The sequence below is a fragment of the Streptomyces sp. NPDC057445 genome (assembly GCF_042802855.1).
Classification (GTDB): domain Bacteria; phylum Actinomycetota; class Actinomycetes; order Streptomycetales; family Streptomycetaceae; genus Streptomyces.
Genome location: NZ_JBHVDH010000005.1, coordinates 119,562 through 143,036, shown reverse-complemented (window position 1 = coordinate 143,036; position 23,475 = coordinate 119,562). Strand labels below are relative to the sequence as shown.

The 23,475-nt window shown below is 71.2% G+C and carries 23 protein-coding genes; 13 read left to right on the top strand and 10 right to left on the bottom strand.

Annotated elements, in window-relative coordinates; genetic code table 11:
* Positions 1-72 precede the first annotated feature (72 nt).
* From ACFU5O_RS14085 to ACFU5O_RS14055, 7 genes are all read right to left on the bottom strand, one after another.
* Positions 73-1,536 (bottom strand): MFS transporter, encoded by a 1,464-nt coding sequence (locus ACFU5O_RS14085; protein ID WP_384239920.1) that lies wholly within the window; start codon positions 1,534-1,536, stop codon positions 73-75.
* 302 nt (positions 1,537-1,838) lie between these two features.
* Positions 1,839-2,288 (bottom strand): lamin tail domain-containing protein, encoded by a 450-nt coding sequence (locus ACFU5O_RS14080; protein ID WP_384239918.1) that lies wholly within the window; start codon positions 2,286-2,288, stop codon positions 1,839-1,841.
* Positions 2,289-2,505: 217 nt separating this feature from the next.
* Entirely contained in the window at positions 2,506-3,603 is a 1,098-nt protein-coding gene (locus ACFU5O_RS14075) for a chemotaxis protein (RefSeq protein ID WP_384239916.1), read from the bottom strand.
* A 269-nt stretch (positions 3,604-3,872) separates the two neighbouring features.
* Entirely contained in the window at positions 3,873-4,364 is a 492-nt protein-coding gene (locus ACFU5O_RS14070) for a DUF1269 domain-containing protein (RefSeq protein ID WP_384239914.1), read from the bottom strand.
* Between the two features lie 81 nt (positions 4,365-4,445).
* Positions 4,446-5,327, bottom strand: a complete 882-nt coding sequence (locus tag ACFU5O_RS14065; RefSeq protein WP_384239913.1) for an alpha/beta fold hydrolase — start codon at positions 5,325-5,327, stop codon at positions 4,446-4,448.
* 30 nt (positions 5,328-5,357) lie between these two features.
* Positions 5,358-6,389 carry a hypothetical protein gene (locus ACFU5O_RS14060; RefSeq protein WP_384239911.1) on the bottom strand — a complete coding sequence of 344 codons (1,032 nt, stop codon included), beginning with the start codon at positions 6,387-6,389 and terminating at the stop codon, positions 5,358-5,360.
* A gap of 92 nt (positions 6,390-6,481) precedes the next feature.
* Positions 6,482-7,927, bottom strand: coding sequence for a long-chain fatty acid--CoA ligase (locus ACFU5O_RS14055; RefSeq protein WP_384239910.1), 1,446 nt, complete (start codon positions 7,925-7,927; stop codon positions 6,482-6,484).
* 249 nt (positions 7,928-8,176) lie between these two features.
* On the opposite strand from ACFU5O_RS14055, the gene ACFU5O_RS14050 reads away from it, so the two are divergent.
* The 9 genes from ACFU5O_RS14050 to ACFU5O_RS14010 all read left to right on the top strand — a co-directional run bounded on the left by ACFU5O_RS14050 (position 8,177) and on the right by ACFU5O_RS14010 (position 18,740).
* Positions 8,177-8,938: an ABC transporter ATP-binding protein gene (locus ACFU5O_RS14050; protein ID WP_384239909.1), complete on the top strand. Its 762-nt coding sequence runs from the start codon at positions 8,177-8,179 to the stop codon at positions 8,936-8,938.
* A complete protein-coding gene (locus ACFU5O_RS14045; protein ID WP_384239907.1) occupies positions 8,931-9,668 on the top strand; it encodes an ABC transporter ATP-binding protein in 738 nt (245 codons plus the stop codon). The genes ACFU5O_RS14050 and ACFU5O_RS14045 overlap by 8 nt, the downstream gene beginning before the upstream one ends.
* A gap of 106 nt (positions 9,669-9,774) precedes the next feature.
* Positions 9,775-11,025, top strand: a complete 1,251-nt coding sequence (locus ACFU5O_RS14040) for an ABC transporter substrate-binding protein (RefSeq protein WP_384239906.1) — start codon at positions 9,775-9,777, stop codon at positions 11,023-11,025.
* Positions 11,022-11,906, top strand: a complete 885-nt coding sequence (locus tag ACFU5O_RS14035) for a branched-chain amino acid ABC transporter permease (protein ID WP_384239904.1) — start codon at positions 11,022-11,024, stop codon at positions 11,904-11,906. Before ACFU5O_RS14040 ends, ACFU5O_RS14035 begins: the two co-directional genes overlap by 4 nt.
* Positions 11,903-12,910, top strand: a complete 1,008-nt coding sequence (locus ACFU5O_RS14030) for a branched-chain amino acid ABC transporter permease (protein ID WP_384239902.1) — start codon at positions 11,903-11,905, stop codon at positions 12,908-12,910. The genes ACFU5O_RS14035 and ACFU5O_RS14030 overlap by 4 nt, the downstream gene beginning before the upstream one ends.
* 15 nt (positions 12,911-12,925) lie before the next feature.
* Positions 12,926-14,716 carry a helix-turn-helix domain-containing protein gene (locus ACFU5O_RS14025; protein WP_384239900.1) on the top strand — a complete coding sequence of 597 codons (1,791 nt, stop codon included), beginning with the start codon at positions 12,926-12,928 and terminating at the stop codon, positions 14,714-14,716.
* A gap of 69 nt (positions 14,717-14,785) precedes the next feature.
* Positions 14,786-15,472 carry a FadR/GntR family transcriptional regulator gene (locus tag ACFU5O_RS14020; protein WP_384239898.1) on the top strand — a complete coding sequence of 229 codons (687 nt, stop codon included), beginning with the start codon at positions 14,786-14,788 and terminating at the stop codon, positions 15,470-15,472.
* Positions 15,469-16,908: a hypothetical protein gene (locus ACFU5O_RS14015; RefSeq protein ID WP_384239896.1), complete on the top strand. Its 1,440-nt coding sequence runs from the start codon at positions 15,469-15,471 to the stop codon at positions 16,906-16,908. Before ACFU5O_RS14020 ends, ACFU5O_RS14015 begins: the two co-directional genes overlap by 4 nt.
* Positions 16,905-18,740, top strand: a complete 1,836-nt coding sequence (locus tag ACFU5O_RS14010; RefSeq protein ID WP_384239895.1) for a GMC family oxidoreductase N-terminal domain-containing protein — start codon at positions 16,905-16,907, stop codon at positions 18,738-18,740. The genes ACFU5O_RS14015 and ACFU5O_RS14010 overlap by 4 nt, the downstream gene beginning before the upstream one ends.
* Positions 18,741-18,794: 54 nt before the next feature.
* Here the strand turns inward: ACFU5O_RS14010 and ACFU5O_RS14005 are convergent, their stop codons facing one another.
* The gene (locus ACFU5O_RS14005) at positions 18,795-18,926 is read right to left on the bottom strand and encodes a hypothetical protein (protein WP_384239893.1); all 132 of its coding nucleotides are present in this window, start codon (positions 18,924-18,926) and stop codon (positions 18,795-18,797) included.
* A gap of 447 nt (positions 18,927-19,373) precedes the next feature.
* On the opposite strand from ACFU5O_RS14005, the gene ACFU5O_RS14000 reads away from it, so the two are divergent.
* Both ACFU5O_RS14000 and ACFU5O_RS13995 read left to right on the top strand, forming a co-directional pair.
* Positions 19,374-19,847, top strand: a complete 474-nt coding sequence (locus ACFU5O_RS14000) for a universal stress protein (protein WP_384239891.1) — start codon at positions 19,374-19,376, stop codon at positions 19,845-19,847.
* A 196-nt stretch (positions 19,848-20,043) separates the two neighbouring features.
* Entirely contained in the window at positions 20,044-20,916 is an 873-nt protein-coding gene (locus tag ACFU5O_RS13995; protein ID WP_384239890.1) for a universal stress protein, read from the top strand.
* Positions 20,917-20,999: 83 nt separating this feature from the next.
* On the opposite strand, the gene ACFU5O_RS13990 is transcribed toward ACFU5O_RS13995, so the two are convergent.
* Together ACFU5O_RS13990 and ACFU5O_RS13985 are read right to left on the bottom strand one after the other, a co-directional pair.
* Entirely contained in the window at positions 21,000-21,446 is a 447-nt protein-coding gene (locus ACFU5O_RS13990) for a hypothetical protein (RefSeq protein WP_384239888.1), read from the bottom strand.
* The gene (locus ACFU5O_RS13985) at positions 21,443-21,877 is read right to left on the bottom strand and encodes a MarR family winged helix-turn-helix transcriptional regulator (protein WP_384239887.1); all 435 of its coding nucleotides are present in this window, start codon (positions 21,875-21,877) and stop codon (positions 21,443-21,445) included. Before ACFU5O_RS13985 ends, ACFU5O_RS13990 begins: the two co-directional genes overlap by 4 nt.
* A 162-nt stretch (positions 21,878-22,039) precedes the next feature.
* Between ACFU5O_RS13985 and ACFU5O_RS13980 the strand changes: the two genes are divergently transcribed.
* On the top strand, positions 22,040-22,669 hold the full coding sequence (locus tag ACFU5O_RS13980) for an HdeD family acid-resistance protein (RefSeq protein ID WP_384239885.1): 630 nt from the start codon (positions 22,040-22,042) through the stop codon (positions 22,667-22,669).
* A gap of 254 nt (positions 22,670-22,923) precedes the next feature.
* Complete coding sequence (locus tag ACFU5O_RS13975) at positions 22,924-23,343, top strand: hypothetical protein (protein WP_384239884.1); 420 nt, start codon at positions 22,924-22,926, stop codon at positions 23,341-23,343.
* The last annotated feature ends 132 nt before the right edge of the window (positions 23,344-23,475 follow it).

The following is a 23,475-nucleotide window of genomic DNA, read 5'->3' as shown; positions in this document are numbered from 1 at the left end:
CTTGTGTCCCACGGAGCCGGCCGGCCGGTGTCCGGGGTCCGTCGCGCGCTGTCCGCCGCCCGCTGTACCGCCCTACGGAGGAGTCACCCGCGGTGCGACGGCGGCCGCCTCCTCGCCGGAGAGTTCCTCGAGCGAGCGGCCTGCCGGTTCGATGCGGAAGGCCAGGGTGACCAGGAAGGCGAGCGCGGTGGTTGCCGCGATGCCGTACAGCAGCGCGCTCTCGCCGACGTCCGCGAGGAGTACGGGAAAGAGGAACGTTCCCAGCGCGGCGCCGAGCTTTCCGCATCCGGCCGCGAAGCCGTGTCCCGCGGCACGTACCTCGGAGGGGAAGACCTCGGCGGGCAGCGCGAAGGTCGTGGCGTTCGGTCCCATGTTCATGAAGGTGTTGAACAGGGCGAAGCCGGTGAACACCAGGGCCAGATGGGCCTCTGCACCTCCGTGGAGCTGTCCCACGGCGGCAAGGAGGCAGAGGGCACCGGTCATCACCGCGAATCCGGTGAGCTGCAGCGGGACCCGGCCTACGCGGTCGACCAGCACGATCGCCAGCGCGAATCCGATCACGAGGAAGACGTCCAGCACGGCCGTGCCCTCGGTGGACGCGATGTCGTCGCTGATGAACGTGGCGTTCGGGCCCTTCAGGGCGAGCCCGGCCAGCAGGGTGGGGGTGAAGATGCCGACCCCGTACGTCGCGATGTCCATGAGGAACCAGGGAACGGCTGCGAACACCGTGCGCCGCAGCAGCCGGCGCGAGAACAACTGGGGCTGCACAAATGCCTTCAGCCCCTCCGGCGGCGGTTCCCGGCGCTCACGGTCCGACTCGCTGACGTGCACCCGAAGCCCGGTCATCACCTGCCCGATCTCACAGGCTTCCCGCTCATGGCCGTTCCCGGCGAGCCATCGAGGGCTCTCGGGCATGTTCCGGCGCAGCCGGATGATCAGCAGGGCGGGCAGCGCACCGAACCCGAGCATGATCCGCCATGAGTCGAGGTCCGGGAGCAGCAGCAGAGTCACCACCCCGACCGTCGCCCCGAGCAGAATGCCGACCGCCTGCAGACTGAACGCGCCGACCAGCCAGCGACCCCGGTTCCTCGCCGGCAGGATCTCCGCGAGATAGCTGGCCGCGATCGGATAGTCGAGTCCGACCGCCACGCCCAGCAGCAGCCGGAAGACGATCAGGGACCAGATGTCCCAGGCACACGCGCACAGGACGGAGAAGACGACGAAGAGCCACAGGTCGACCCGGAAGATCCGGGAGCGCCCGATCCGGTCGCCGAGCGGGCCCAGCAGTGCGGCGCCCAGGGCCGCTCCCACGATCGCGGCGGCCGAGAGCAGCCCCTGCTGGGCGGAACTCCCCCCGAACTCCTTCGTGATCAGGGGATTGGCGACCCCGATGATGAAGAAGTCGAACCCGTCGAGCAGAATCCCCAGTCCGGCCAGCAGCCAGAACCTCATGTGCAGACGTGTGATCGGTGCGTTGTCGAGCGCCGTACCCAGTGGATACGAGCTGCCGGGAGATCCGTTGATCGCCTCGGACACGGTGAACGACCCCCAGGCCGGTCGGATGCGGTCCGAGAGGACCCGCTGACTGGTGCTGCAGGACTCGGCGAAACGCCGGAACCGAGTGAAGGCCACGGGCCCCGGTGGATCAACCTGCCACGCTGGACCGCACCCGGCAGCCGCCCGGTGGTCACCTGCCCGCCACCCTGCAGTCACCTGGACGTCATCCTGCGCTCAGGTTCCGGGCGGCGATACGGCGCTCGCGCCGGGCCGGCGAACCGACGGCGAGGGGCCTGCCGGCTCGAACGCCGGCAGGCCCCTCGGAAAGACGTCAGCTCACGTCAGCACATCTTGTAGTCCGCGCGCGTCGAGTTGTACGAGCACGTGTCGACCCGGGTGCCGGCCGGCTTCTTCAGGGTCGCCGTGTCCTTGTCGTTGTTCCACACGTACCAGGAGCGCCCCTGGTAGAGGTTCGTGCTCGTGGCGGTGCCCTTCCCGGTGCGTATCGTGACGGTCTTGCCCTTGCCGAGGGTGAACGTCCCGAAGGTGTACCTGTGGTTCGCCGCGTCCGTCACGGTCCAGCCCTTCAGGCTGACGGCGGCCGAGGTGGTGTTGCGTATCTGCACGTACTCGGCGTTCAGGCTGGAGTTGGCGCCGCGGTCCGAGCCGGGACTGTCGTAGTAGATCTTGTAAAGGTGGACCGAGCCGGCCGCCTGGGCGGGCGACGGCAGCAGCAGGAGACCCGCCGCGGCCGACATGGCGGCGGCCGCGATGGTACGCGTACGGAGCATGGATGTCCCTCAGTTCGGCCGGGCACCCCCCAAATCGGGCCCGGCGAGGCGCCCAGCCTAGGCGGTGCCCCCGCACGAGGGGCACGAAGTCGGAATCTGGGCACTGAGTACGCCATGCCATGGCACTGAGGGACAGAGACGGGCCGAGGGACGATGCCGTCACCTACCGGGAAGGCGGCCGGAGGCCGGCCGGGCGTCGGCCGGCCTACGGCACGGGTCAGTAGCGCAGGGCGCTCGCCATGCCGCCCATGCCGGCGAGAGTGCCGTCGGGTACGAAGCGGACCTTCGCCCCCGTTTCCAGGGACCGTTCGACGATCTCGTCGACGATGTCGACGAGGGCATCCAGGTCGCCGGGGGCGGCCGGCGACAGATGGCCGCCCGAGTCGCGCACGGTCTCGCGGTAGTTCTCCTCCACGGCCAGCAGGGCGACCCGGCCGGACTCCACGTTCTGGCGGATCTCGTCCACGCCGGCGGCGAAGGCCCGCCGGCCACGGGCCTTGTCCAGATCCTCGAGCACACCCGCGACCTCTTTCTCGGCCTGGGCCTCGACGAACGGGCGGACCGCGTGCCAGACGGCATCGGCCGAGCCTGACGCCAGCCCTCCCTGTGTGACGTGGACGGCCATCCCCTTGGCCACCGTGCCGGCTTCGTCGAAGAGGGACAGTGCGGCAGCCTCACCGGCCACGTACAGCGGCCGGGGGTCGGACTTGAGAACGGCGGAGAGTTCGGCGTCCGCCCCCTTCAGGAACTGACGGGTGGCCTCGTCGGAGAAGATGCTGGGCACATCACCGATCCGTTCCCGGCGTTCGGCGTCGAAGTTCTCGACGGTCCGGGTCATGGGAAAGGACCCGGCCTCTGCCGGAGTGACACGATCGGCCACGCCGCTCCACAGTCCGACCCGGTCGGACGAGACGGTCAGCACCCAGAAGGGCCGCTCGGCGGCCTGCGCGGAGACGAGGTTGCGGGTCAGGAAGGTGTCGGAGAGCACGACACGCTCGGGCACGCTCCGTCCCAGCTGCCACACCTCGTGCTCTCCCGGTGCGGCGAAGACGACCAGCCCGTCCTCCGCGTGCACCAGGTCTATCTCCGCCATGGCCTGGTCCAGTTGCTCGGCGACGTCCATCCGGGTGGCACGGGTGATCGCCGGATCGGCCTCCAGCTGCTCCTTGGCCTCGGTCATCAGATTGCGCAGACGGACCGGGTCCTGTGCGTTGTCGGGTTCACGGCGATGCGTGGGCATCAGAACCGACACCGCCGGATAGGGGCGATGACGGCGCAGCCGGGCGAGGGTGTCGGAGCCGAGAGAGGGGTGCATCGGGAACCCTTTCGAAGCATGCGGGTGTTGGTGCGAGCGCCCGGGCGGCTCGGGCGGGGCCGGCCGGGCGCAGGCCGTAGGTCCTAGGGGTGTCTTTCGGATCTTGCCGGGCTTGCGTGCCCTGGCACGCGCGCCCCCAGAGCTTCGTCCGGGGTGCCCCCAGCTGCGTTGTCGTCAGTCGCGGTGCTCCGCAGTGGCTCCCTCCTTCGCCTTGCATCTGCACGCGCCGGACCCCGCTCCCTGAACCGGCCTGATCCGGACGAAAGACCCTAGTCGGAGCCGGTCAGCTGCTCGGCGAGTTCCTTCTCGGCCTCCTCGTCGAGCGAGGTCTTCAGAACGGTGCCGCCGTGGGACCGCATCTCCGCGGTGAACTTCTCGTCGTCGATCTCCGGAGCCATGATCACGACGGCCGCGGAGCCGGGTTCCAGGAGCGACTCGACCTTCCCGCGGAACTTGTCGTCGACCCCCATCTTGCGCAGCTTCCCGAAGAGCCCACCGAGTGCGGCGCCCACCACGCCGAGGGCCGGGGTGGCGATGATGAGGCCGATGACCATGGCCCAGAGGGCGCCCGCGGTGGCCGACATGGCCACTTTCTCGTCCCTCCGGGGTGTGTCCACGTGTGTCTTGCCGTCTTCGTCCACCCTGACGACGGCCAGTCCGGTGAGGTCGACCACCTTGTCCTTCTGCAGCTTCTGCACCGTCTTGAACGCGTCGTTCGCGGCCGCAGCGCTGTCATAGCCGATGACGATGAGATCGGACATCAGTGCCTCCTAGGTCGCCACACCGGCACCTTTGAACCATATGTCCGTTTCTGGGTGATCGCGCCCGGATGTATGGGGCACCTATTGGAGGGGTGAGGTGAGGCGGTCCGCGACCGTCCGTGCCGGTGCCGCGCCCATCAGGATCGTGTAGTGGTTGCAGTCCCTGACGGACTCCGCGGTCAGCATCGGAGCCTGGGAGGCCCAGTGCGCGACCAGCGGTTCCGGGAGCATGCCCGGCTCGGTGCCCATCAGGCCCAGGGGCGCGTACAGCAGCCGTGCCGGTACCGACAGGCCGGCCAGGTCCGCCGCGAAGGAGGCGGCCGTGGTGAGGAGTTCACGGCCGTCGTGGCGGACGACGTCCTCCTTGGCGCGGGAGCGGAGGGCGCCAGGAGGGCCGGTGATGTCGTAGCGGACGTACGCCTCGATGTCCTCGTTCCAGTGCGGGCCGAGCGCGGGGTGGGCGCGGAAGAAGCCGACGTACGCCTCGTCGCTCTCGTACGTGAGGGACAGCCGGGCGATCGCGGGGCCGAGCGACGCGTCGAGCAGTGCGTCGGGGTCGGCGTCCGGAGGGACGGGGAGGGGGAGGCCGCCGTCGATGAGCAGCAGACGGTCGAAGAGCTGCGGGTGGCGGGCGGCGGCGCGCAGGGCGACGTACGCGCCCATGGACTGGCCCGCGAGGGCGACGGGCGCGCCGCCGCCCCAGCGCTCGGCAACCGCGCAGAGGTCCCGGGCGTGGCTGTCGATGCCGTACGGGCCCGGGGCGGCGCTGCTGCCGCCCCGGCCCCGCAGGTCGGGGGCGAACAGGGACCAGTCCGGGGGCATCCGGCGGGCGACGGTGGCGAAGGACATCGCCGAGGCGGTGATTCCGTGCGCCGCGACGGCAGTACGGGGTCCCTCGCCGAAGCGCAGGACGCGAAGCGTCCCGCCGTCCACCCGGAGGTCGAGCTCGGCCGGCTTGGTCATCTGTTGTTCCCCTTCGGGTGCGGTGGCGGCTCAGCCGCCGAGAGCGTGGACCTGGTTGACGACGGCGCGCATCTGGGGTCCGGACTTCCGGGCGTAGTCACTGCCCGTGAAACCCCACCAGTCCCAGCAGCCCTGCGGATTGCCACGGACGATGCTGATGTCGGTCTGCGGGTACAGAATCACCAGATCGTTGGTGTCGGCGTACTCGTTGAGATGGGATTCCCGCGCGAAGCGGTCGCCGACGAACTTGTTGTCGCTCAGACATCCGTGCAGGGCGACCACCAGCTTGCACGCGGCGCCCTCGGCGCAGGACCTGGGCGTGTAGAGGAAACTCTTGGTACCCATGCTGTACCACTGGGCCCAGCCGCCGGGAACGTACCGGTCCTGGTCGTGCGCGCTGAGCGTCCCGGTCTGGCTCGCGGCCGGGGCGTTCACACTGCCGAGCCAGTGGGTCAGCATCTCGCCCTGCGGGTCGTTCCCGCAGTTGATCAGGAACGGGTAGAAGGTGGTGCCGCAGGACAGCGGCGCGTTGGGCGTCGGCCAGCCATGTCCGGCCGGGTCCGTGTCGTGATAGAGGGTCCGGGCCCCGAAGTCCCGGTAGAACTGCACCCCTTCGTCGCTCACCCGGTCCCGCACCAGCGGATCCTTGGTTCCGTGGTACGTGTAGACGGGCTTGCCCGCCAGATTCGACAGCGGGTCGATCCTGCCCTCGGCCGACCAGCGGCGGGCGATCGCCTCGATACCTTCGGGATCGGTGGAGATCAGGCCCGTGCCGCAGGCGATCAGGCCGGTGACGATGCCGCCCTTGCCGCAGTAGTAGGGGCCCGCGGCGAAGATTCCGGCGCCTTTGAAGGTGCCGGAGTAGGCGACCTGCAGCTGCGACGCCATGAAGCCGCCGGAGGAGATCCCGGTGATGTAGGTGTCGGTGATGTTGAGCTCGGGCAGGGCCGGTTCGGCCGCCTGAGCGGGCGTCGCGAGCCCGATGGCCGCGGCCAGGGCCGTGGCGAGGGTGACGACGGCGGCTCTCAGGTTCTTCCGTCGCTCGTGCGAGCGGAACCTCATCGATTGTGCTCCTTCGGCTCGGTGTGGGGGACCGAGAGGACCCGGGGCGTCCTGCGTGGGGACCGAGGACCGTGCCGGTCCCGGTCCAAAGGTCACACCTGGGGGATCGGCAGTGCGGGCGGAGTGATCTCCCGCTTGAGGATCTTGCCGGTGGGTCCCTTCGGCAGCGCGTCGGTGATCCGCACCAGACGCGGGTACTTGTACGGGGCGACGCGCGCCTTGACGAACTCCCGCAGTTCGTCGGGGGCGACGGCCGTCCCGTGTCCGGGCTTGAGCGCGACCACGGCGGTCACTTCCTCGCCCAGTTCCGGGTGCGGCGTGCCGAGCACGGCGGCCTCGGCCACCGCGGGGTGCTCGTACAGCACCTCCTCGATCTCCCGTGGATAGACGTTGAACCCGCCGCGGATGATCATTTCCTTCTTGCGGCCGACGATCCGGAAGAGCCCGTCGGGGTCCTGCACCCCGAGGTCACCGGTGCGGAACCAGCCGTCCTGGATCGCCTCGGCCGTGGCCCCGGGCCGGTTCCAGTAGCCCTTCATGATGTTGTGGCCGCTGACCGCCACTTCGCCCGTGTTCCCGGCGGGCACCTCCCGGCCGGCATCGTCCTGGACGCGGATGCGCACGCCTTCGATCGGCACACCGATGGTCCCGGCGCGCCGCGGCCCCTCCGGCCGGTTGAAGGCCGCCACCGGCGAGGTCTCGGACAGGCCGTAACCCTCCAGCAGCGGACAGTCGAAGGCCTCCTCGAAGGCGTGCAGGACCTCGACCGGCATCGCCGCGCCCCCCGACGCGGCGAGCCGCAGATGCTGCTTGTGGGCAGCGCTCAGCGAGGGATGCGCGAGCAGCGCCGCGTACATCGTCGGCACGCCCTCGAAGACGGTGACCCGGTCCCGCAGCAGCATCTCCAGCGCCCGGCCCGGGTCGAAGCGCGGCAGCAGAGTCAGGCACGCGCCCGCCGCCACCGCGCAGTTGAGGGCGCACGTCTGGCCGAAGGAGTGGAAGAGGGGAAGGCCGCCGAAGACGACGTCCCGCTCCGTGAGCCGCAGCAGCGAAGTGAGCGTGGCGGTGACGTTCTGATGCAGATTGCCGTGTGTGAGCTCCGCACCTTTGGGGTGGCCCGTGGTGCCGGAGGTGTAGATGATGACGGCGGTGTCATCGGGGGAGCGGGCGGCGACCTCGTCGTACGGCTCGTACCCGGCCAGGACCGCCGGCCAGTCCCGGTCCCCGCCCAGGAGGTGCTCCGCGCCCGAGTCCGCCAGGTAGTAGTCCGTCTCGCGCTCCTTGAGCAGCGGGTTCATCGGGACGACCACACCGCCCGCCCGCAGGATGCCGTAGTAGAGCACGGCGAACGCGGGCACATTGGGCAGGGACAGTCCGACCCGGTCGCCCGGGCGGACGCCGAGCGAGCGCAGATACGACGCGGCCCGTGCGGCGTCCCGCTCCAGCCGGGCGTACGTCAACACCTCGTCGTCCAGGCGCAGTGCGGGACGGTCCGGGTGGCGGACCGCGGTGTCCGACACCAGCTGTGCGAGATTCACGAAGCCCTCCGGAGCGGGGTGGCGGTGCGGTGGTACGAGGGCACGGAAACCTCCAGGAAGCGCGGCGGTGACGTCCGGGTAATGTCCGACATCGTTCGCCGAGGGGCGCACCGCGCGCCATGGAACGGTTCCACGCTGTCGGGCCCAGAGGAGTGGAGATTTCCTCCGTCGCCCTGCGAGGCGGCTCGTTCCTACGGTCTGAGCCACGCCGGCGATCGCCGGCGTCGAACCTGAACATTCGAGGTCGGCATGACCCTGAGCAGCCGCCCCGTGCTGGAAACCCGAGCGCTCACCAAGGCCTACGGCGGGTTCACCGCCGTGGGCCCGGTCGATCTTCGGATCTCCGAAGGCACGGTGCACGCACTGGTGGGACCCAACGGCGCGGGCAAGACCACCCTCTTCCATCTCCTCACCGGCCATGTACCGGCAGGCACCGGCCGTATCGTGCTCGACGGACGCGACATCACGGGGCACTCACCCGAGCGCATCGCCCGCCTCGGCGTCGCCCGCTCCTTCCAGGTCACCAGCCTCTTCGAGCACGCGACCGCGGCGGAGCACCTGGAGCTGGCGCTGATGGCGGGCAGCCCGCTCGGCCGTGCGTTCTGGCGCTCGGACCGTGCCCTGGCCCGCCATCGCGAGCGGGCGCTCGAACTGCTCGACCAGGTGGGCCTCGCCCGCTGGGCGGACGAACCCGCGGGGCGGCTCCCCTACGGCCGCGGCCGCGCACTGGAGCTGGCCCTCGCGATCGCCCTCGACCCCAAGCTGCTGCTGCTCGACGAACCGACCGCCGGGATGGGCACCGAGGACATCGAGCGCACCGTCGAACTCATCGGCCGGGTGAGACAGGGCCGTACGGTCGTGCTGGTCGAGCACAACATGCAGGTCGTCGCGTCGCTCGCGGAGCGCGTCACCGTGCTGCAGCGCGGTCGGATACTGGCCGAGGGCAGCTACGACGACGTCCGCTCCGACGAGCGGGTGGTCGAGGCCTACCTGGGGGCGGGACATGAATGACGCCTCCGCAGGGAACGCCCCGGCAACTGCCGTCCCGGCGCTGCGCGTCGAGGGCCTCGACGCCTTCTACGGCCGGGCCCAGGCCCTGCACCAGGTGTCCCTGGACGTCGCCCCCGGCGAGATCGCCACCCTGGTCGGCCGCAACGGCGCAGGCAAGACGACCCTCCTGCGCTGTGTCATGGGCCTGCACCGGCACGCGACCGGCAGCATCTCCCTCGCGGGCCGCACCGTCGACAGGCTGCCCGCCCACCGCCGTGCCCGCCTCGGACTCGGGCATGTCCCCGACGACCGCGGCATCTACGCCGGTCTCAGCGTCGAGGAACACCTCGCCTTCCCCTACAGCGATCCGGCGCACGGCTGGTCACTGGAGCGTGTGCACGACACCTTCCCCGTACTGGCCGAGCGCCGCCGTACCCCGGCGGCCAAGCTCTCCGGCGGTGAGCAGCAACTCCTCGCTCTGGCCAGGGTGTTGAGGATGGGCTCGCGCATCATGCTCTGCGACGAGCCGACCGAGGGCCTGGCTCCGGTCATGGTCCGGCGCATCGGCGATGTGCTGCGTGAGGCCAAGCGGCACGGCGTGACCGTACTCCTCGTCGAGCAGAACCTCCGGTTCGCCGTCACCGTCGCCGACCGGCACCACCTCCTCGACGGCGGCCGCGTCGTCGAGACCCTGGACAACTCCGCCGTGAAGGACCGGGAGCACGAGCTCCTCGACCGCCTCGGTCTTTAGCACCTCCCGCACCTCCCGCACCTCCCGCATCTCCCGCATCTGCCTCGGTCCGTGGCAACTGACTCGGTCCGCAGCACCCTCGCGCACCACCCTCGAAAGGAAAGCCATGACCCACGTTCGGCATGCCCTCACGGCCTCGGCCGCGGTGACCGCGCTCCTCGCCGCCCTGGCCGGTTGCGGCGGAGGCGGCCCGTCGTCGTCAGGCGGCAAGATCAGCGGCGGAAAGGTGACGCTCGGAGTCGTCACCGACCTCTCGGGCGTCTACGCCTCGCTGAGTGGCCCTGGATCGGTCGAGGCCGTGAGGATGGCCGTCGACGACTACAGGAAGAAGTACGGCGACAAGGCCGTCGCCAAGGACATCGAGGTGCTCTCGGCCGACCACCAGAACAAGCCGGAGACCGCCTCGACGAAGGCCCGTGAGCTGTACGAACGCAAGGGCGCCGACGCCCTGTTCGACGTGCCTACCTCCTCCGCGGCCCTCGCCGTCCAGACCGTTGCGGGCCAGGCCCGGAAGCTGTACTTCAACGTCGGCGCCGCGACCCCCGAACTCACCGGCAAGTCCTGTAATCCGTACACGTACGCATGGGCCTACGACGCCTACATGCTCGCCCACGGGACCGGCGCGACCGTCACCGCGGAGGGCGGCAGGAGCTGGTACCTGCTCTACCCCGACTACGCCTTCGGCGAGGCGATGAGCGCCGGGTTCGAAGCCGCCGTCAAGGGGGCCGGAGGCACGGTCGTCGGCAAGGACCCGACCCCCTTCCCCAACGACAACTTCTCCACCTTCCTCCTCAAGGCGTCCTCGATGAAGCCGGCGCCGAAGGTGCTCGGCGTTCTGCAGGCGGGCGGTGATCTGGTCAACGTCGTCAAGCAGTACGACCAGTTCAAGCTGAAGGAGAAGGGGATCGCTCTGGCCGTCGGGCTGATCTCGGACACCGACATCCAGGCGATCGGTGCGGACAAGCTGGCGGGTGCCCAGTTCACCAGCGCCTGGTGGTGGAACATGGACCCGAAGGCCAAGGACTGGTCGAAGGGCTTCAAGGAGCGCACCGGCAAGGTGCCCAGCTTCGACCACGCCGGCAACTACTCCGCGGCCACCCAGTACCTGGAAGCGGTGCAGAAGGCCGGGACCGACGACCCCGCCGCCGTGCGCAAGCAACTCGACGGCATGACGTTCGAGGACGTCTTCGCCCGCTCCGCCACCGTCCGTGCCGCCGACCACCGGGTCGTCCACGACGCGTACCTCGCGCGCGTGAAGAAGCCCGGAAGTGACCCGGCCGACACCACGGAACTGGTCAGGAAGATCCCGGCCGCGCAGGCCTTCGCACCCGCCGACCCGGCGTGCAGGCTGTCATGACAGCCCAGTTCACCCTCACAGGCAGCCTCCAGCAGGCGTTCAACGGGCTGGTCAGCGGCGGGTTCTACGCGCTGCTGGCCCTCGGCCTCGCCGTCATCTTCGGCATGCTCAGGGTCATCAACTTCGCCCATGGCGCCGTCTACACCCTCGGCGCCTTCGGCGCGGTCCGGCTCGCGGACGCCGCCGGGCTCGGCTTCTGGTGGGCGCTGCTGCTCGTCCCGCTCGGTCTCGGGCCGGCGGGCGTCGCCGTCGAGCGGCTGCTCATCCGCCGGATCGCCGATCTCGACCCGCTCTACGGCTTTCTGCTCACTTTCGGCATCGCTCTGGTCTGCCAGGACCTGCTGAGGGCCGAGTACGGGTCCGCGTCACAGCCCTATGCGAGCGGCCCCTTCCCCGGCTCGCTCGACCTCGGCGCCTTCACCTTCCCGGCCTATCAGGTCTTCGCGCTCGGTGTCTCGGCGGTGGCCTGCTGCGTGGTGTGGCTGATGCTCGCCCGTACGAAGGCCGGCACTATCGTGCGCGCCGCCACCGAGCGCCCCGAACTCACCCGCTCGCTGGGCATCGACACCGGCCGCTGGGTCACCCCCGTCTTCGGCTTCGGAGTGGCACTTGCCGCATTCGCGGGCGTACTCGCCGCGCCGATGCGCGCGGTCAACTCCCAGATGGGCGCCGACCTCGTCATCACCGTCTTCGCGGTCGTCGTCATCGGCGGCCTCGGCTCGGTGACGGGCGCGGTCATCGCGGGCTTCGCCATCGGCATGCTCCAGGCGCTCGGCAATCTCTACGTCCCCGCACTCTCCCAGACCTCGGTGTTCCTGCTCATGGCCGTCGTACTGCTGGCCCGTCCGGCCGGGCTGTTCGGCAAGGAAGGTCTCACGTGATCGTCAAGTACATGGTGGAAAGAGGCGGCCTGCCGCTCCTCGCCGCCGGGCTTCTGGGCGCACTGGCCCTGCCGTGGCTGCTCTATCCGCCGGTGGCCACCGACATCCTGTGCTGGGCGCTGTTCGCCGTCGCGCTCGACCTGCTCATCGGATACGCCGGACTGCTCTCCTTCGGGCACGCCGCCTTCTGGGGTTCGTCGGCGTACGCGACGGGGCTCATCGCCATCCACACCGGACTGCCGTTCCCCGTGGCCGTGCTCGGCGGGGCGCTGGCCGCCGCCGTGCTCGCGCTGCCCATCGGCTACCTCGCCGTACGGCGCACCGGCATCTACTTCGCGATGGTCACGCTCGCCTTCGCCCAGCTCGTCTACTTCACCGCCAACCAGTGGAAGGACGTGACGGGCGGCGAGAACGGACTGCAGGCCATCCCGCGCGACCTCCCCGGAGCCGACCTGAACGACAGCTTCGTGTTCTACTACGCGGCCCTGCCCCTCGTGCTCCTCGGCCTGTTCGCGGCGTGGCGGACCGTCCGCTCGCCGTTCGGACGCGTCCTCACCGCCGTACGCGACAACCCGGAGCGGACGCGGGCCCTCGGCTACGGCGCCGACCGCTACCGGCTCGCCGCCTTCACCGGCTCGGCCTTCCTCACCGGAATCGCCGGCGGACTGTACGCGATCAACCACGGCTTCGCCTCGCTCCAGGAGGTCTACTGGACCACCTCGGGCAAGGCGGTGGTCATGGTGCTGCTCGGCGGCATCGGCACGCTGTGGGGTCCGGTCGTCGGAGCGGCCGCCCTCGTACGGCTGGAGGACTGGCTTTCCACCGCGGGCTTCGAGTCCGTCCAGCTGGTCACCGGAGCGGTCTTCATCGCCGCAGTGCTGCTGCTGCGGCGCGGGGTGTGGGGGACGGCGGCCGGGCTCCTCGCCAGGCGGGTGGAGAAAACCTCCACCGACGCGCCGTCCGTGACGGAGGGTGCATCCATGGGCGAGGAGCAGCGGGTGTGAGGTATCACTGGCCGTGTGACGACGACGCACACGACCACCACCGGTTCCCTGCTCCGTCTCCTGCGTGAGGAGGCGGACGAGGAAGAGTTCCACGCCCTCGGGGCGGACGGCCCCATGGTCGACGACGCCCTGGAGATACGCTCCCGGCTCGCCGCCCACCGACGCCGCGAAGCCGCTCTCGCCGGCCTCTACGAGACCGCCGGCGACCTCGCCTCGCTGCGCGACCTGGAGGACGTGCTCCAGGCGATCGTCCGCCGGGCCCGCACCCTCGTCGGTACCGATGTCGCCTATCTGCTGCTCTCCGACCCGGAGGCCGGTGACACCTATGTCCGCGTCACCGACGGCATCACCACGGAGGCCTTCAAGACCGGCCGGCTCGCCGTCGGCACCGGACTCGGCGGGCTGGTCGCCGAGACGGCACAGCCGTACCACACCGCCGACTACCCCAACGACGAGCGCTTCGCGCACTCCGACTACGTCGACGGCGTCATCACCGCCGAGGGCCTGGTGGCCATCCAGGGCGTACCCCTCAAGTTCGGCGACCAGGTCTACGGCGTGCTGTTCGCCGCCAACCGGCGGGTGCGGCCCTTCTCGCCCGAGGAGGTCGAACTGCTCATCTCGCTCGCCAACCATGCCGCGCTGGCCATCGAGAACGCCACGCTCTTCGAGGAGGTGCACAAGGCCGCGGCCGTCCATGAGCGGCTGACGGCCGTCGCCCTGGAGGGCGGCGGCACCGCCGGCCTCGCGCACGCGCTCGCCGAAGTGCTGCGCGGCAGCGTCCTCGTCCTCGACGCGAACGACCGCCCGCTGGCCGCCGCCGGGGAGGCCCCGCCCGAACCGCAGCCATGGAAGCGGGAGTTGGGCGAGGTACGCGCCCGGAGGATCTCCGTGACCCGCGGGGGCATGTGCATCACCCCCATCGTCGCCGTCGGCGAACACCTGGGCACGCTCTTCTTCGCACGCGGCGGACTCGACGCCTCCGACGTGCACGCCCTCGAACGGGCCGCCCAGGCCGCCGCGCTGATGCTGCTCGGCGAGCGCTCGGTCGCAGAGGCCGAGCAGCGGCTGCGCGGCGAGATCCTGGACGACCTGCTGGGTGCCCCGCACCGCGACCCCGACGGACTGCGCCGCCGCGCCGCCCTGGTCGGCCTCGATCTCGAGGACGCCCATGTGGTCCTCGCGGCGCGCGGCGAGGACGGCGACCGCCGCCGCCGGATCACGGAACTGGCGAGCGCACACGCCACACGGCTGGGCGGGATCGCGGGCGAGTACGGCGGTAACACCGTCGTCGTGCTGCCCGGGGCCGACGACCCGGGCAGGGCCGCCCGTGCACTCGCAGAGGCGCTGACCACGGGGGGCGGCGGTGGCCGGGTCACCGTGGGAGGGGAAGCCGCGGCGCCCGGAGCCGCGGCGGTGGTCGAGGCGCACCGCGACGCCGCACGCTGTCTCGACGTGCTGCTCGCGCTCGACCGGGCGGGCGAGGGCGCCTGCCGCGACGAACTGGGCATCCACGGCATCCTGCTCGGTCAGACGGACCGCAGCGAACTGGACCGTTTCGTGACCCGCACCATCGGCCCGCTCGTCGCGCACGACGCGGCGCGCGGCAGTGAACTGGTGCGTACGGCCCTGGAGTACTTCGCTTGCGACGGGAGCCTGGCACGTACCGCTGCCGCCCTCTACGTCCACGTCAACACGCTCTACCAGCGCATCGACCGGATCTCGGCGCTGATCGGGAAGCAGTGGCGCCATGGCGACCAGGCGCTGCAGGTGCACCTTGCCCTGAAGGCCTACATGACTTCGGGCTGACGAGCCATTGACTTCGCTGATCCCTCTTGGTTGAGTGGCTCATCCACTGATCCACCGGGGAGGAATGGCGTGGAGGCACTGCCCCGCGAAACCATCGTCGACGTTCTGGAGAACCGGCTGCGGGAGGACATCCTCGCCGGACGCCACCCCGCAGGCAGCTATCTGCCGCCGGAGCGCCAGCTCGCCGACGGCTACGGCGTCACGCGTACCACCCTGAAGCACGCCTTCGGCCGTCTCGTCCAGGCCGGGCTCCTCGAGACCCGGCACGGAGTGGGCACACGGGTCCGCGACTTCGCGCGGCTCGGCGGAGCCGATCTGCTGCCCATGCTCGTACGGCACAGCCCCGACTGGATCGGCGAGATCTTCGAAGTGCGGCGCAGCGTCGGGGCGTTGATCGCCGAGCGCGCCGCGGTCCACGCCACCGGGAAGCAGCGCGCCGAGCTGCGCACCCTGCTGGCCGCGGTGCGGACGGCCGACAGCGCGGACGCCGTGCAGCTCGCCGACGTCGAGGTGCACCGGGCACTGGCCCGCGCCACCGGGAACCGCGTCTACGCGCTGCTCACCAACACCCTCTTCAACGCCTATCTGCCGGTCCGGTCCGCGCTCGTCGGCCCCTTCACGGATGCCGAGGTCGCCCACGGGCGGCTGGAGCCGGTGGTCGAAGCGGTGGCGGCCGGTGACGAGATCGCGGCACGGCGAGCGGCCGAGGCCTATCTGACGGCGACCGAACGGATCATGCTGGAGGGGCTCGCATGAGCACAGGAGCACGAGCGGACACGGGTACGGCGACGGGCGCGGGCACGGGCGCACGCGGTACGTCCTTCAGCGAGACGATGCTCGGCACGGTCCGGCTCGACGGCGAGGACCGCACCCGCCGGGTCCGTCTCGATCTGCTGGTGTCGGCGGACCGCGTCATGCGGCTTCTCGGCACGACCGAGGCCCGGACCACCGGCCGGATACGCATAGCCGGATGGGCGGACGACCCCGCTGCCGAGGGCGAGTTGGAGATCTCGCCGCTCGCCAGGCGGCGTATCCGCTACCGCATCTCGTTCACCGCCGAAGGCCGTCGCCTCACCCTCGACGGCTGGAAGTCCGTGAGCCCGCGCAGGCCTGTCGCGTCGATGACCGTACTGCCGTACACGCTCTACGAGGACGGCGCGCGGGTCGGCACCGGCACACTGCGCTTCCCCGTGACCACCCAGCTCGTGCCCTTCCTCGCAAGTTTCCGCTTCCCCAGGCGGGAGAACCCCGGGGCGCTCATGGCGCCCCGCTGGGACGGGGAGCCGGGGCGCACCGAGGTCTGGTACACGACCCTGACCGACCCGGCCAGCGGCACCGGACTGTGGATCCACCACGAACTCACCGCCCCCGCCGACGGATCCGAGCCGTACGCGCACGGCTGGGCAGCGGTGTTCCCGAGGAACGAGCCGGTACGGCACGCCCGCTTCGGCCCCGCCAAGTGGACCGGCGACAGCGCCGGCTTCGCCGCGGACGGGGTGTCCGCCACGCCTGGCCGGCTGACCGGCACGGCGGACTCCCTGCGCTGGGATCTCACCGAACAGGCCGCGGACACACCGCTGTTCACCTTCCCCCGCTGGTCCTGGCGCCGCCCCTTGCTCCCGGCCGCCCAGATCCTCCCCGCCGCGCGTGCCTCGTACGACGGGACCTTCTCCTACGGGGACACGACCCTTCCGCTCGACGGCGCGCCCGGCGCCTCCGCCCGGATCTTCGGGCACGGCAACGCCCGCCGCTGGGCCTGGCTGCACGCCGACCTGGGCGGGGGAGACGTACTGGAGATCGTCGCCGCCGTCTCCATGCGCCCCGGTCTTCGACGCCTTCCGCCCCTGGTCTTCCTGCGGCTGCGCCGCGGCAACGCCACATGGCCGAGGCGGGCGGAGCGCACAGCGGTCGGCTGGGCCGGGCTCGGGCGCTTCCGCGCCGCCATCGGCCTGCCCACCTGGACGGTGACCGGACGCGCCGGCCTGCGCCGCATCCGCGTCGAGGTCACCCAGCCCGAGGACCGTACCCTCGCGCTCGACTACACCGACCCGGACGGAGCCCACGCGGTGTGCCGCAACAGCGAAAGCGCCGACGCGCAGGTGCTGCTGGAGCGCTGGTGGTGGGGCGGCTGGCGTACGGAGGCCGAGTGGACCCTGGACGGCACCGCGCACGCGGAGGTGGGCACCCGATGAGCCTCAGCGGATTCGTCGCCGCACTGATCGCCGACGACGGCACAGGGGACTGGCCCGCACGTGTCCCCGGGCGGCTGGAGGCGGTCCTCGAATCGATGCCGCTGCCCGCCCGGGCCGGGGTCCGCGCCGCCGCGCGCGCCGCCGATGTCTACGCCGTGGCGCGGACCGGCCGTACGCTCTCCGCCCTCACCGGCCCCGAAAGGGAAGCCCTGCTCGCCGGTGTCGGCGCGCGACAACGGCTCCTCCCGCTGCTCGACGTGCTCAAGGTGCCCGTCCTGCTCGCCGCCGGTACCGAGCGCCATCTCCAACAGGGCGTGAAACGGACCCTGTTGGCACGGAAGGACCCTGCGCTCGACTGCACACCCGCCGACGCGTGGCCCGCACGCACCACCGCTGACGCCGTCGTGATCGGCTCCGGCGCGGGCGGTGCCACGGCCGCGCGGACCCTGGCGAGGGCCGGACTCGTCGTCGTGGTGCTGGAGGAAGGGCACCATCACTCCACCGAGTCGTTCGGGCGTCGCACCCCGCTCGACCGGTTCGCGGAGCTCTACCGGGACGGAGGAGCCACCGTCGCCGTGGGCAATCCGCCCCTGCTGCTGCCCGTGGGCCGGGCCGTGGGCGGCACCACCGTCGTCAACTCCGGCACCTGCTATCGCACTCCTGACCATGTGCTGACGCGCTGGACGAAGGACTTCGGGTTCGACCTCGCCGAGCGCTTCGAGACCTGTCTCGACGAGGCCGAGCGCACCCTGAACGTGGCCACCCAGCCGCTCGACGTCCTCGGCAACAACGGCCGCATCGCGCTCACCGGGGCCGAACGCCTCGGCTGGCAGGCCGCACCCCTGCGCCGCAACGCACCCGGCTGCAAGGGTTCCTGCCAGTGCGTGGTGGGCTGCCCGACCGGCGCGAAGCAGAGCGTGCAGCTTTCCGTCCTGCCCGACGCCTGTGCCGCGGGCGCCCGGATCGTCACCGGAGCGCAGGTACGGCGGATCCTCGTCGACTCGGACCGTCCCGGCGGTCCGCGGGCGGCGGGTGTACGCGTACGCCGTGAGGGCGGGGGCGAGTTCGAGATCCTGGCCCCGCTGGTCGTCGTCGCCGCCGGCGCCCTGCAGTCGCCACCCCTGCTGCGCCGTTCGGGCCTCGGCGGACACCCCCGGCTCGGCCGCAATCTCAGCGTCCACCCGGCCACCAGCGTCGCGGGACGGTTCGCCGAGCCGGTCACCGCCTGGGAGGGGGTGCTGCAGAGTGTGGGCGTGGAGGAGCACCACGACGGCGGCGTGCTGATCGAGGCCACCGCGACACCGCCCGGCATGGGTTCCTTCGTACTGCCTGGCCTGGGGAGCGAGTTGCGGCGCGAGCTGGAGGGAGCCGACCGGCTCGCCACTCTCGGGACCATGATCGCCGACCGCCCGTCGGGGCGCGTCATCGGCCGCGAGCGCACCCTGCTCCGCTACGACCTGGACCGTCGGGACGGGGGCCGGCTGATGAGAGCCGTTCGCGCCATGGGTGAACTGCTCTTCGCCGCGGGCGCCGAGGAGGTCCTCACCGGCATCCCCACCGCCCCGCGCGCCCGGGCACTCCCGGAACTGGACGGCATTCTCGCGCGCGTGGGCCCCGGACAGCTCCATCTCTCCGCGTACCACCCTTCGGGCACGGTGGCAGCCGGTGCCGACCCTCTGCGCTCCCCGGCCGACGGGTCTGGACGGCTTCGGGGCGTGCACGGGGTCCTGGTCGCGGATGCCTCGGTGCTGCCGGGCTGTCCGGAGGTGAACCCGCAGCTCAGCATCATGGCGGCGGCACTGGCGATCACAGAGGCCCATCTGGAGCGGTGAGGCGCCGACCGGAACTGGCGACGGCACACCGGCGTCCCGTGACGCCGAGACATCTCATGCCCGGCCGTACGCCATCAGGGCCGCGTGAGGAAGCACCAGCGCGCCGTCCGGGCCGGTGAACTCGGCGCAGAGCGAGTCGTAGTGGCGCTTGATCTCCGCGATGACCGCGGGCGGTCGGCTCCGCACGACCTGCCCGATCGTCGCCACCCCGGCCCGCCGGGCCGCTCCACCACTCGTCGGGAGTCGCCCGGTGGTCCCGGACCAGGGTGCCCCGACGCCGGCGCACCGGCGTCGGGGACATCGCGTGGCGTGTGCGCCGTGATCGTAGCCTCCCTTGCGGACGCCGCCGGGCGGCAAGTGGTCGCCGCGCACGGCTCCTTCGAAACCGCTTCCGCGGCCGGGCTCGCCCTCGTCCGGCGCGACAGCCGGAGCAGTGGCGGGGGAGTGTCACGTAAGCGCGCCGGTGCCCGGAACCGGGTGGCGCGGTCGGACACCTGGGCAGCGACGAGGGCGGGCGTGGACCGTCCTCCGGTGGGTCCGGTACGCCGTGCTCCTCGTGGCCGATCCTGCGTGGCGAACCTTCCGGGAGTGGCGCAGCGTGGATGACGGGGACTGCGAGAAAGGTGGCACGGCATGAGCACGAGCGATCCGGCTCCGCGCGTCGTCGTGGGCATCGACGGTTCACCCTCGTCGTACGCGGCACTGCGCTGGGGTGTCAGGCACGCCGGTCTGATCGGAGCGACCGTGGACGCGGTGGCGGCATACGAGCTGCCAGGTGCTCATGGCTGGTCGGCCCCTCCGGTCGACGCGGACTTCGACGCGGAAGCGGCCAAGCGCAACCTCGTCCAGGAGGTGCGCGACATCCTCGGTGACACGGGCGCCACCCGGGTGCACGAGCGCCTTGTGCGGGGCAACCCGGTCGAGGTGCTCGTGGATGCCGCCGGGGGAGCCGAGGTGCTGGTGGTGGGCTGCCGGGGGCGCGGAGGCTTCGCGCGGCTGCTGCTCGGTTCGGTGAGCCAGCAGGTGGCACTTCACGCGCCCTGTCCGGTCGTCATCGTCCGTCCGGAGGTCGGCGGGGAGGGCGCCGCTGCGGCCGAGGCAGCGTGACATGCCGGTCGGCGACGGCGCCGCGGCGCGCTGTGCCCACACCGGTTGACGAAGGCCGCAGGCCACCGTGTGACAAGGAACCAGAGGCAGGACGGCCGTCACGTGCCTCCACGGTGTGCCGGGAGCAGTGTGGTCAGGGGCCGCGGCAGGCAGCCGCCGGCCGCTCGCCGATCGCCGCCTGATCGTTGGAGGAGCCGTGACAGCTGCCGGCGAAGGACTTCCGGTCGTGTTCGGGGTCGATGCCGTGAAGCGGACGGAGGCAGCCGTGGACCGGGCCGCGGACGAAGCTGCCCGCCGGGGGGTGCCCCTGCAACTGGTGCACGCCGTCACGCCGGCCTTCCACCATGTGCCCGGTGTCGAGGAGACCGCCCATCACAAGGCGCTGCGCGCGCTCGGGGACGAGGCGTTGGACGAGGCGAGGCTGCGCGTCCACGAGCGCCTTCCGGACCTCGGGGTGACGACGTTCATCGCGGACGGCACCCCGGCCCAGGTCCTGGTCAGGCAGTCCCGCCACGCCCAGCTCGTGGTCCTCGGTTCGCGCCGGCTCGGCCGGTCGGCGGAGATGCTCAGCGCCGCCTCCACGGCCTACCCGGTCAGCGCGAACGCCGCCTGTCCGGTGGCCGTGGTTCCGGAAACCGGGAGTGTCGTCGAGGAGCCGGCGTACCTGGTGGTCGGGGTGGACGGCAGCCGTGCGGCTGACGCGGCACTGGATTACGCCCTGGAGGCCGCCGCCGTGCGGGGCATCTCGGTGCGTCCGGTCTGGGTATGGCAGCCGCCGCTGCTCGGCCCTCGTGACGAGCGGGCCGAGACGGAGAAGCGCGAGGCGCTGCTGGATGAAGCCGTCGCCTCGCGGTCGGCCCTCCACCCTGACGTGCCGGTGACGCACGCGGTGCTGCGCGGTCATCCGGTCGAGGTGCTCGCCGAGGCGTCCGCGTACGCGGTGGCCGTGGTCGTCGGCCGCCGGGGCAGGGAGGGCTTCACCGGCATGCGGCTCGGGTCCGTTCCGCACGGCCTGCTGCACCGGGCCGTCTGCCCCGTGATCACCGTGCCCGGGCCGGCCCAGGGCTGAGCCCCGCCGGACCGGTCGCACCACGAGGCCGTGGCAATGCGGCTGAGGGCCGGAGGTGGCCGGCCCGTCAACAACACTCCAGGTCAATGCATCTGGCGTGCGGAGTCCTGCCAGGGAAACGGGGCAAGGTCGGGTTCGACCCAGCCGGTTCTGGCGGGCGCACCGGCCAGTGTCGCGGAGCGGTAGAAGCGGGTCAGCAGGCGCTTGTCGAGCAGAGCGGGCTGGTGCTCGGCGAAGACGGAGAAGGATCCGGTGTCGTCCTCGGCGACGTGGTGCCCCACCAGTTCCACCCAGGCCCGGCTGACGGTGGCGTGGTACTTCTGGGGCGCTCCCGCATAGCGTGCGGTGCGCCGGATGCCGTCACCGACCAGACCGACCGCCACCGGGACGCCGTACCGTCGCACCGCCAGCCAGGTCAGGTGTACGTGCTGTCGGTGGCCGAAATGCTCGGAGCACGCCATCACCTCGGCCATCAGCTCGTCGAAGGCGGCCGGGCCCGTCCCGTCCGGTTCCGAGCCGGTCCGGGTCATGAGGACACCTTCGTCAACGCCCCGAGAACGGCGCGGAAACCGGCGACCGCCTCGGTCGGCAGCCCGGCGACGGCACGGTGCTCCAGATCGGTCAGGGCCTTCCGGATGGTTTCCGCAGCCGGCCGGCCGGTGGGCGTCAGTTCGATGAGCACCGCGCGGCGGTCGCCCGTGCGGGTGCCGCGGGTGATGTGTCCCCGTCGTTCCAGCCGGTCGAGAACGCTGGTCAACGTGGACGGCCGGGTCCCCGCGGCGGCGCCGAGCTCGGAGACCGTGCGGGCGCGGCCGTCAGCGAGGTTGGCCAGGGCATTGATCTCGGAGGCGGTCAGGTCGAGGTCGACGAGCTCTGCGGAGAGCGCATGCAGGGTCGTATGCGTGGCCCGCTGCAATGCGAGCAGTACCGACTGTTCGGATGATACGTCTTCGGACTTCACGATATCGGACTATACGGTTTCGTAGTTTTGGAAGCAAGCAACGTGACCTGAAGCGCGTTCCGCGTCCCGACTCGCGTCCGTCCGGCGAGGAGGAATCACTCCGGTGGGGTGATTTCCCCGCCGGCCCACCGACGGACACTCACAGGCGACGAAGGAGGCATCATGACCGCACCGCGTGATTTCCCGGCCGGCCGCGGCCCGAGGGAACCCCAGGACGTCCTCGCCGACCTCGGCGGCTCATGGGGCTGGGCGCTCGGCCTGGCCCTGGTGACACTCGTACCGGGCATCGTCGTGCTCGTGTGGCCCAACGGGACGCTGCACGTCGTGGCGATCATCATCGGCCTGCAACTGCTGGTCACCGGCATCTTCCGGTTCGTGGCCGCCTTCTCCGGGGCCGGCGCCCGTGAAGGAAGCCGGCTGTCCGGGGTGCTCATCGCGGTGGTGGCCGTGCTGGCGGGTGTGCTCTGTCTGCGCAATCCCCTGCAGACGATCGCCGCGTTGTCGCTGATCGTCGGGGTCTTCTGGCTGTTGTCGGGTCTGCTGACCGTGTTCATCGCCATCGCGGACCACGACCTGCGGCACCGGGGCCCCGCCTTCGCCGTCGGTGCGCTGGGCGTCGTCGCCGGCATCGTGGTGCTGGCCTATCCGGTGAACTCCGCGGTCGCGCTCGCCAGGCTCCTCGGGCTGTGGCTGGTCCTGCTCGGAATCGTCGAACTCGCCGGGGCGTTCGCGCTCCGCGCGGCGACCCGGCAGAAGGCCGGCTCGGACGGGGCAGGACCGGTCGGCCCCTGACAGAGCGGGTCAGCGGGTCAGCGGGCGAGCGGGTCAGCGGGCCGGGGCTTTCCGTCCCGGGCAGCCGCGGCGCGTGCGCCCGGGACGGAAATCACCCGCCATGGGCGAGGTACTCCGGCGACGCGGGGGGTCTCCTGGAAGCGTTCGGGCACCACACCCGCACAAGCCGCGAGACGGTCCCTGCCGGGGCGGTGCCAGGGGCGGCCGAACGCCGCCGGACTCTCCCGGGTCGTACGACGAATCGAGGCACAGACATGACGACTTCCACACCCCAGTCCCGCTCCGGGACGTCCGGTGCTGTGGCCGAAGGCCTGGTGCTCTTCGCCGCCGTGATGCTGCTGATCGCGGGGCTCCTGGGCCTCTTCCGCGGCATCATGGCGATCGCCCAGGACGAAGTCTTCGTCATCACCCCCAGCTATGTCTTCCAGTTCGACCTGACCAGCTGGGGCTGGATCCATCTGATCCTCGGAGTGATCGCGATCGCGGTGAGCGTCGGGCTGTTCATGGCCGCGCACTGGGCCCGTGTCGCCGCCATGGTCGTGGCGGTGCTGCTCATCATCGGGAACTTCCTGTCCCTGCCCTACTTCCCCGTCTGGTCGATCGTGGCCATCGCGATCGAAGTCCTGATCATCTGGGCACTGTGCGTCGTCGGCCGCGACGCGTTCAAGGCCTGAGCGCCGGCGCTGCGACAGAGCCGGGGTCCCGCGGGTGCGTGGGCGTCGGCTCTGCCGCGCTTCTCATGCTGTCCAGGCCCCCGCGCGCCGGTGAGGGGGCCGTTCCGGGTACTTCACGGCCTCCACGCGCAG

Bases quoted from the DNA above. Each gene is read 5' to 3' on its own strand.
- ACFU5O_RS14080 (WP_384239918.1), bottom strand. From the start codon at position 2,288: ATGCTCCGTACGCGTACCATCGCGGCCGCCGCCATGTCGGCCGCGGCG.
- ACFU5O_RS14075 (WP_384239916.1), bottom strand. From the start codon at position 3,603: ATGCACCCCTCTCTCGGCTCCGACACCCTCGCCCGGCTGCGCCGTCAT.
- ACFU5O_RS14070 (WP_384239914.1), bottom strand. From the start codon at position 4,364: ATGTCCGATCTCATCGTCATCGGCTATGACAGCGCTGCGGCCGCGAAC.
- ACFU5O_RS14065 (WP_384239913.1), bottom strand. From the start codon at position 5,327: ATGACCAAGCCGGCCGAGCTCGACCTCCGGGTGGACGGCGGGACGCTT.
- ACFU5O_RS14060 (WP_384239911.1), bottom strand. From the start codon at position 6,389: ATGAGGTTCCGCTCGCACGAGCGACGGAAGAACCTGAGAGCCGCCGTC.
- ACFU5O_RS14050 (WP_384239909.1), top strand. From the start codon at position 8,177: ATGACCCTGAGCAGCCGCCCCGTGCTGGAAACCCGAGCGCTCACCAAG.
- ACFU5O_RS14045 (WP_384239907.1), top strand. From the start codon at position 8,931: ATGAATGACGCCTCCGCAGGGAACGCCCCGGCAACTGCCGTCCCGGCG.
- ACFU5O_RS14040 (WP_384239906.1), top strand. From the start codon at position 9,775: ATGACCCACGTTCGGCATGCCCTCACGGCCTCGGCCGCGGTGACCGCG.
- ACFU5O_RS14035 (WP_384239904.1), top strand. From the start codon at position 11,022: ATGACAGCCCAGTTCACCCTCACAGGCAGCCTCCAGCAGGCGTTCAAC.
- ACFU5O_RS14015 (WP_384239896.1), top strand. From the start codon at position 15,469: ATGAGCACAGGAGCACGAGCGGACACGGGTACGGCGACGGGCGCGGGC.
- ACFU5O_RS14010 (WP_384239895.1), top strand. From the start codon at position 16,905: ATGAGCCTCAGCGGATTCGTCGCCGCACTGATCGCCGACGACGGCACA.
- ACFU5O_RS14000 (WP_384239891.1), top strand. From the start codon at position 19,374: ATGAGCACGAGCGATCCGGCTCCGCGCGTCGTCGTGGGCATCGACGGT.
- ACFU5O_RS13990 (WP_384239888.1), bottom strand. From the start codon at position 21,446: ATGACCCGGACCGGCTCGGAACCGGACGGGACGGGCCCGGCCGCCTTC.
- ACFU5O_RS13980 (WP_384239885.1), top strand. From the start codon at position 22,040: ATGACCGCACCGCGTGATTTCCCGGCCGGCCGCGGCCCGAGGGAACCC.
- ACFU5O_RS13975 (WP_384239884.1), top strand. From the start codon at position 22,924: ATGACGACTTCCACACCCCAGTCCCGCTCCGGGACGTCCGGTGCTGTG.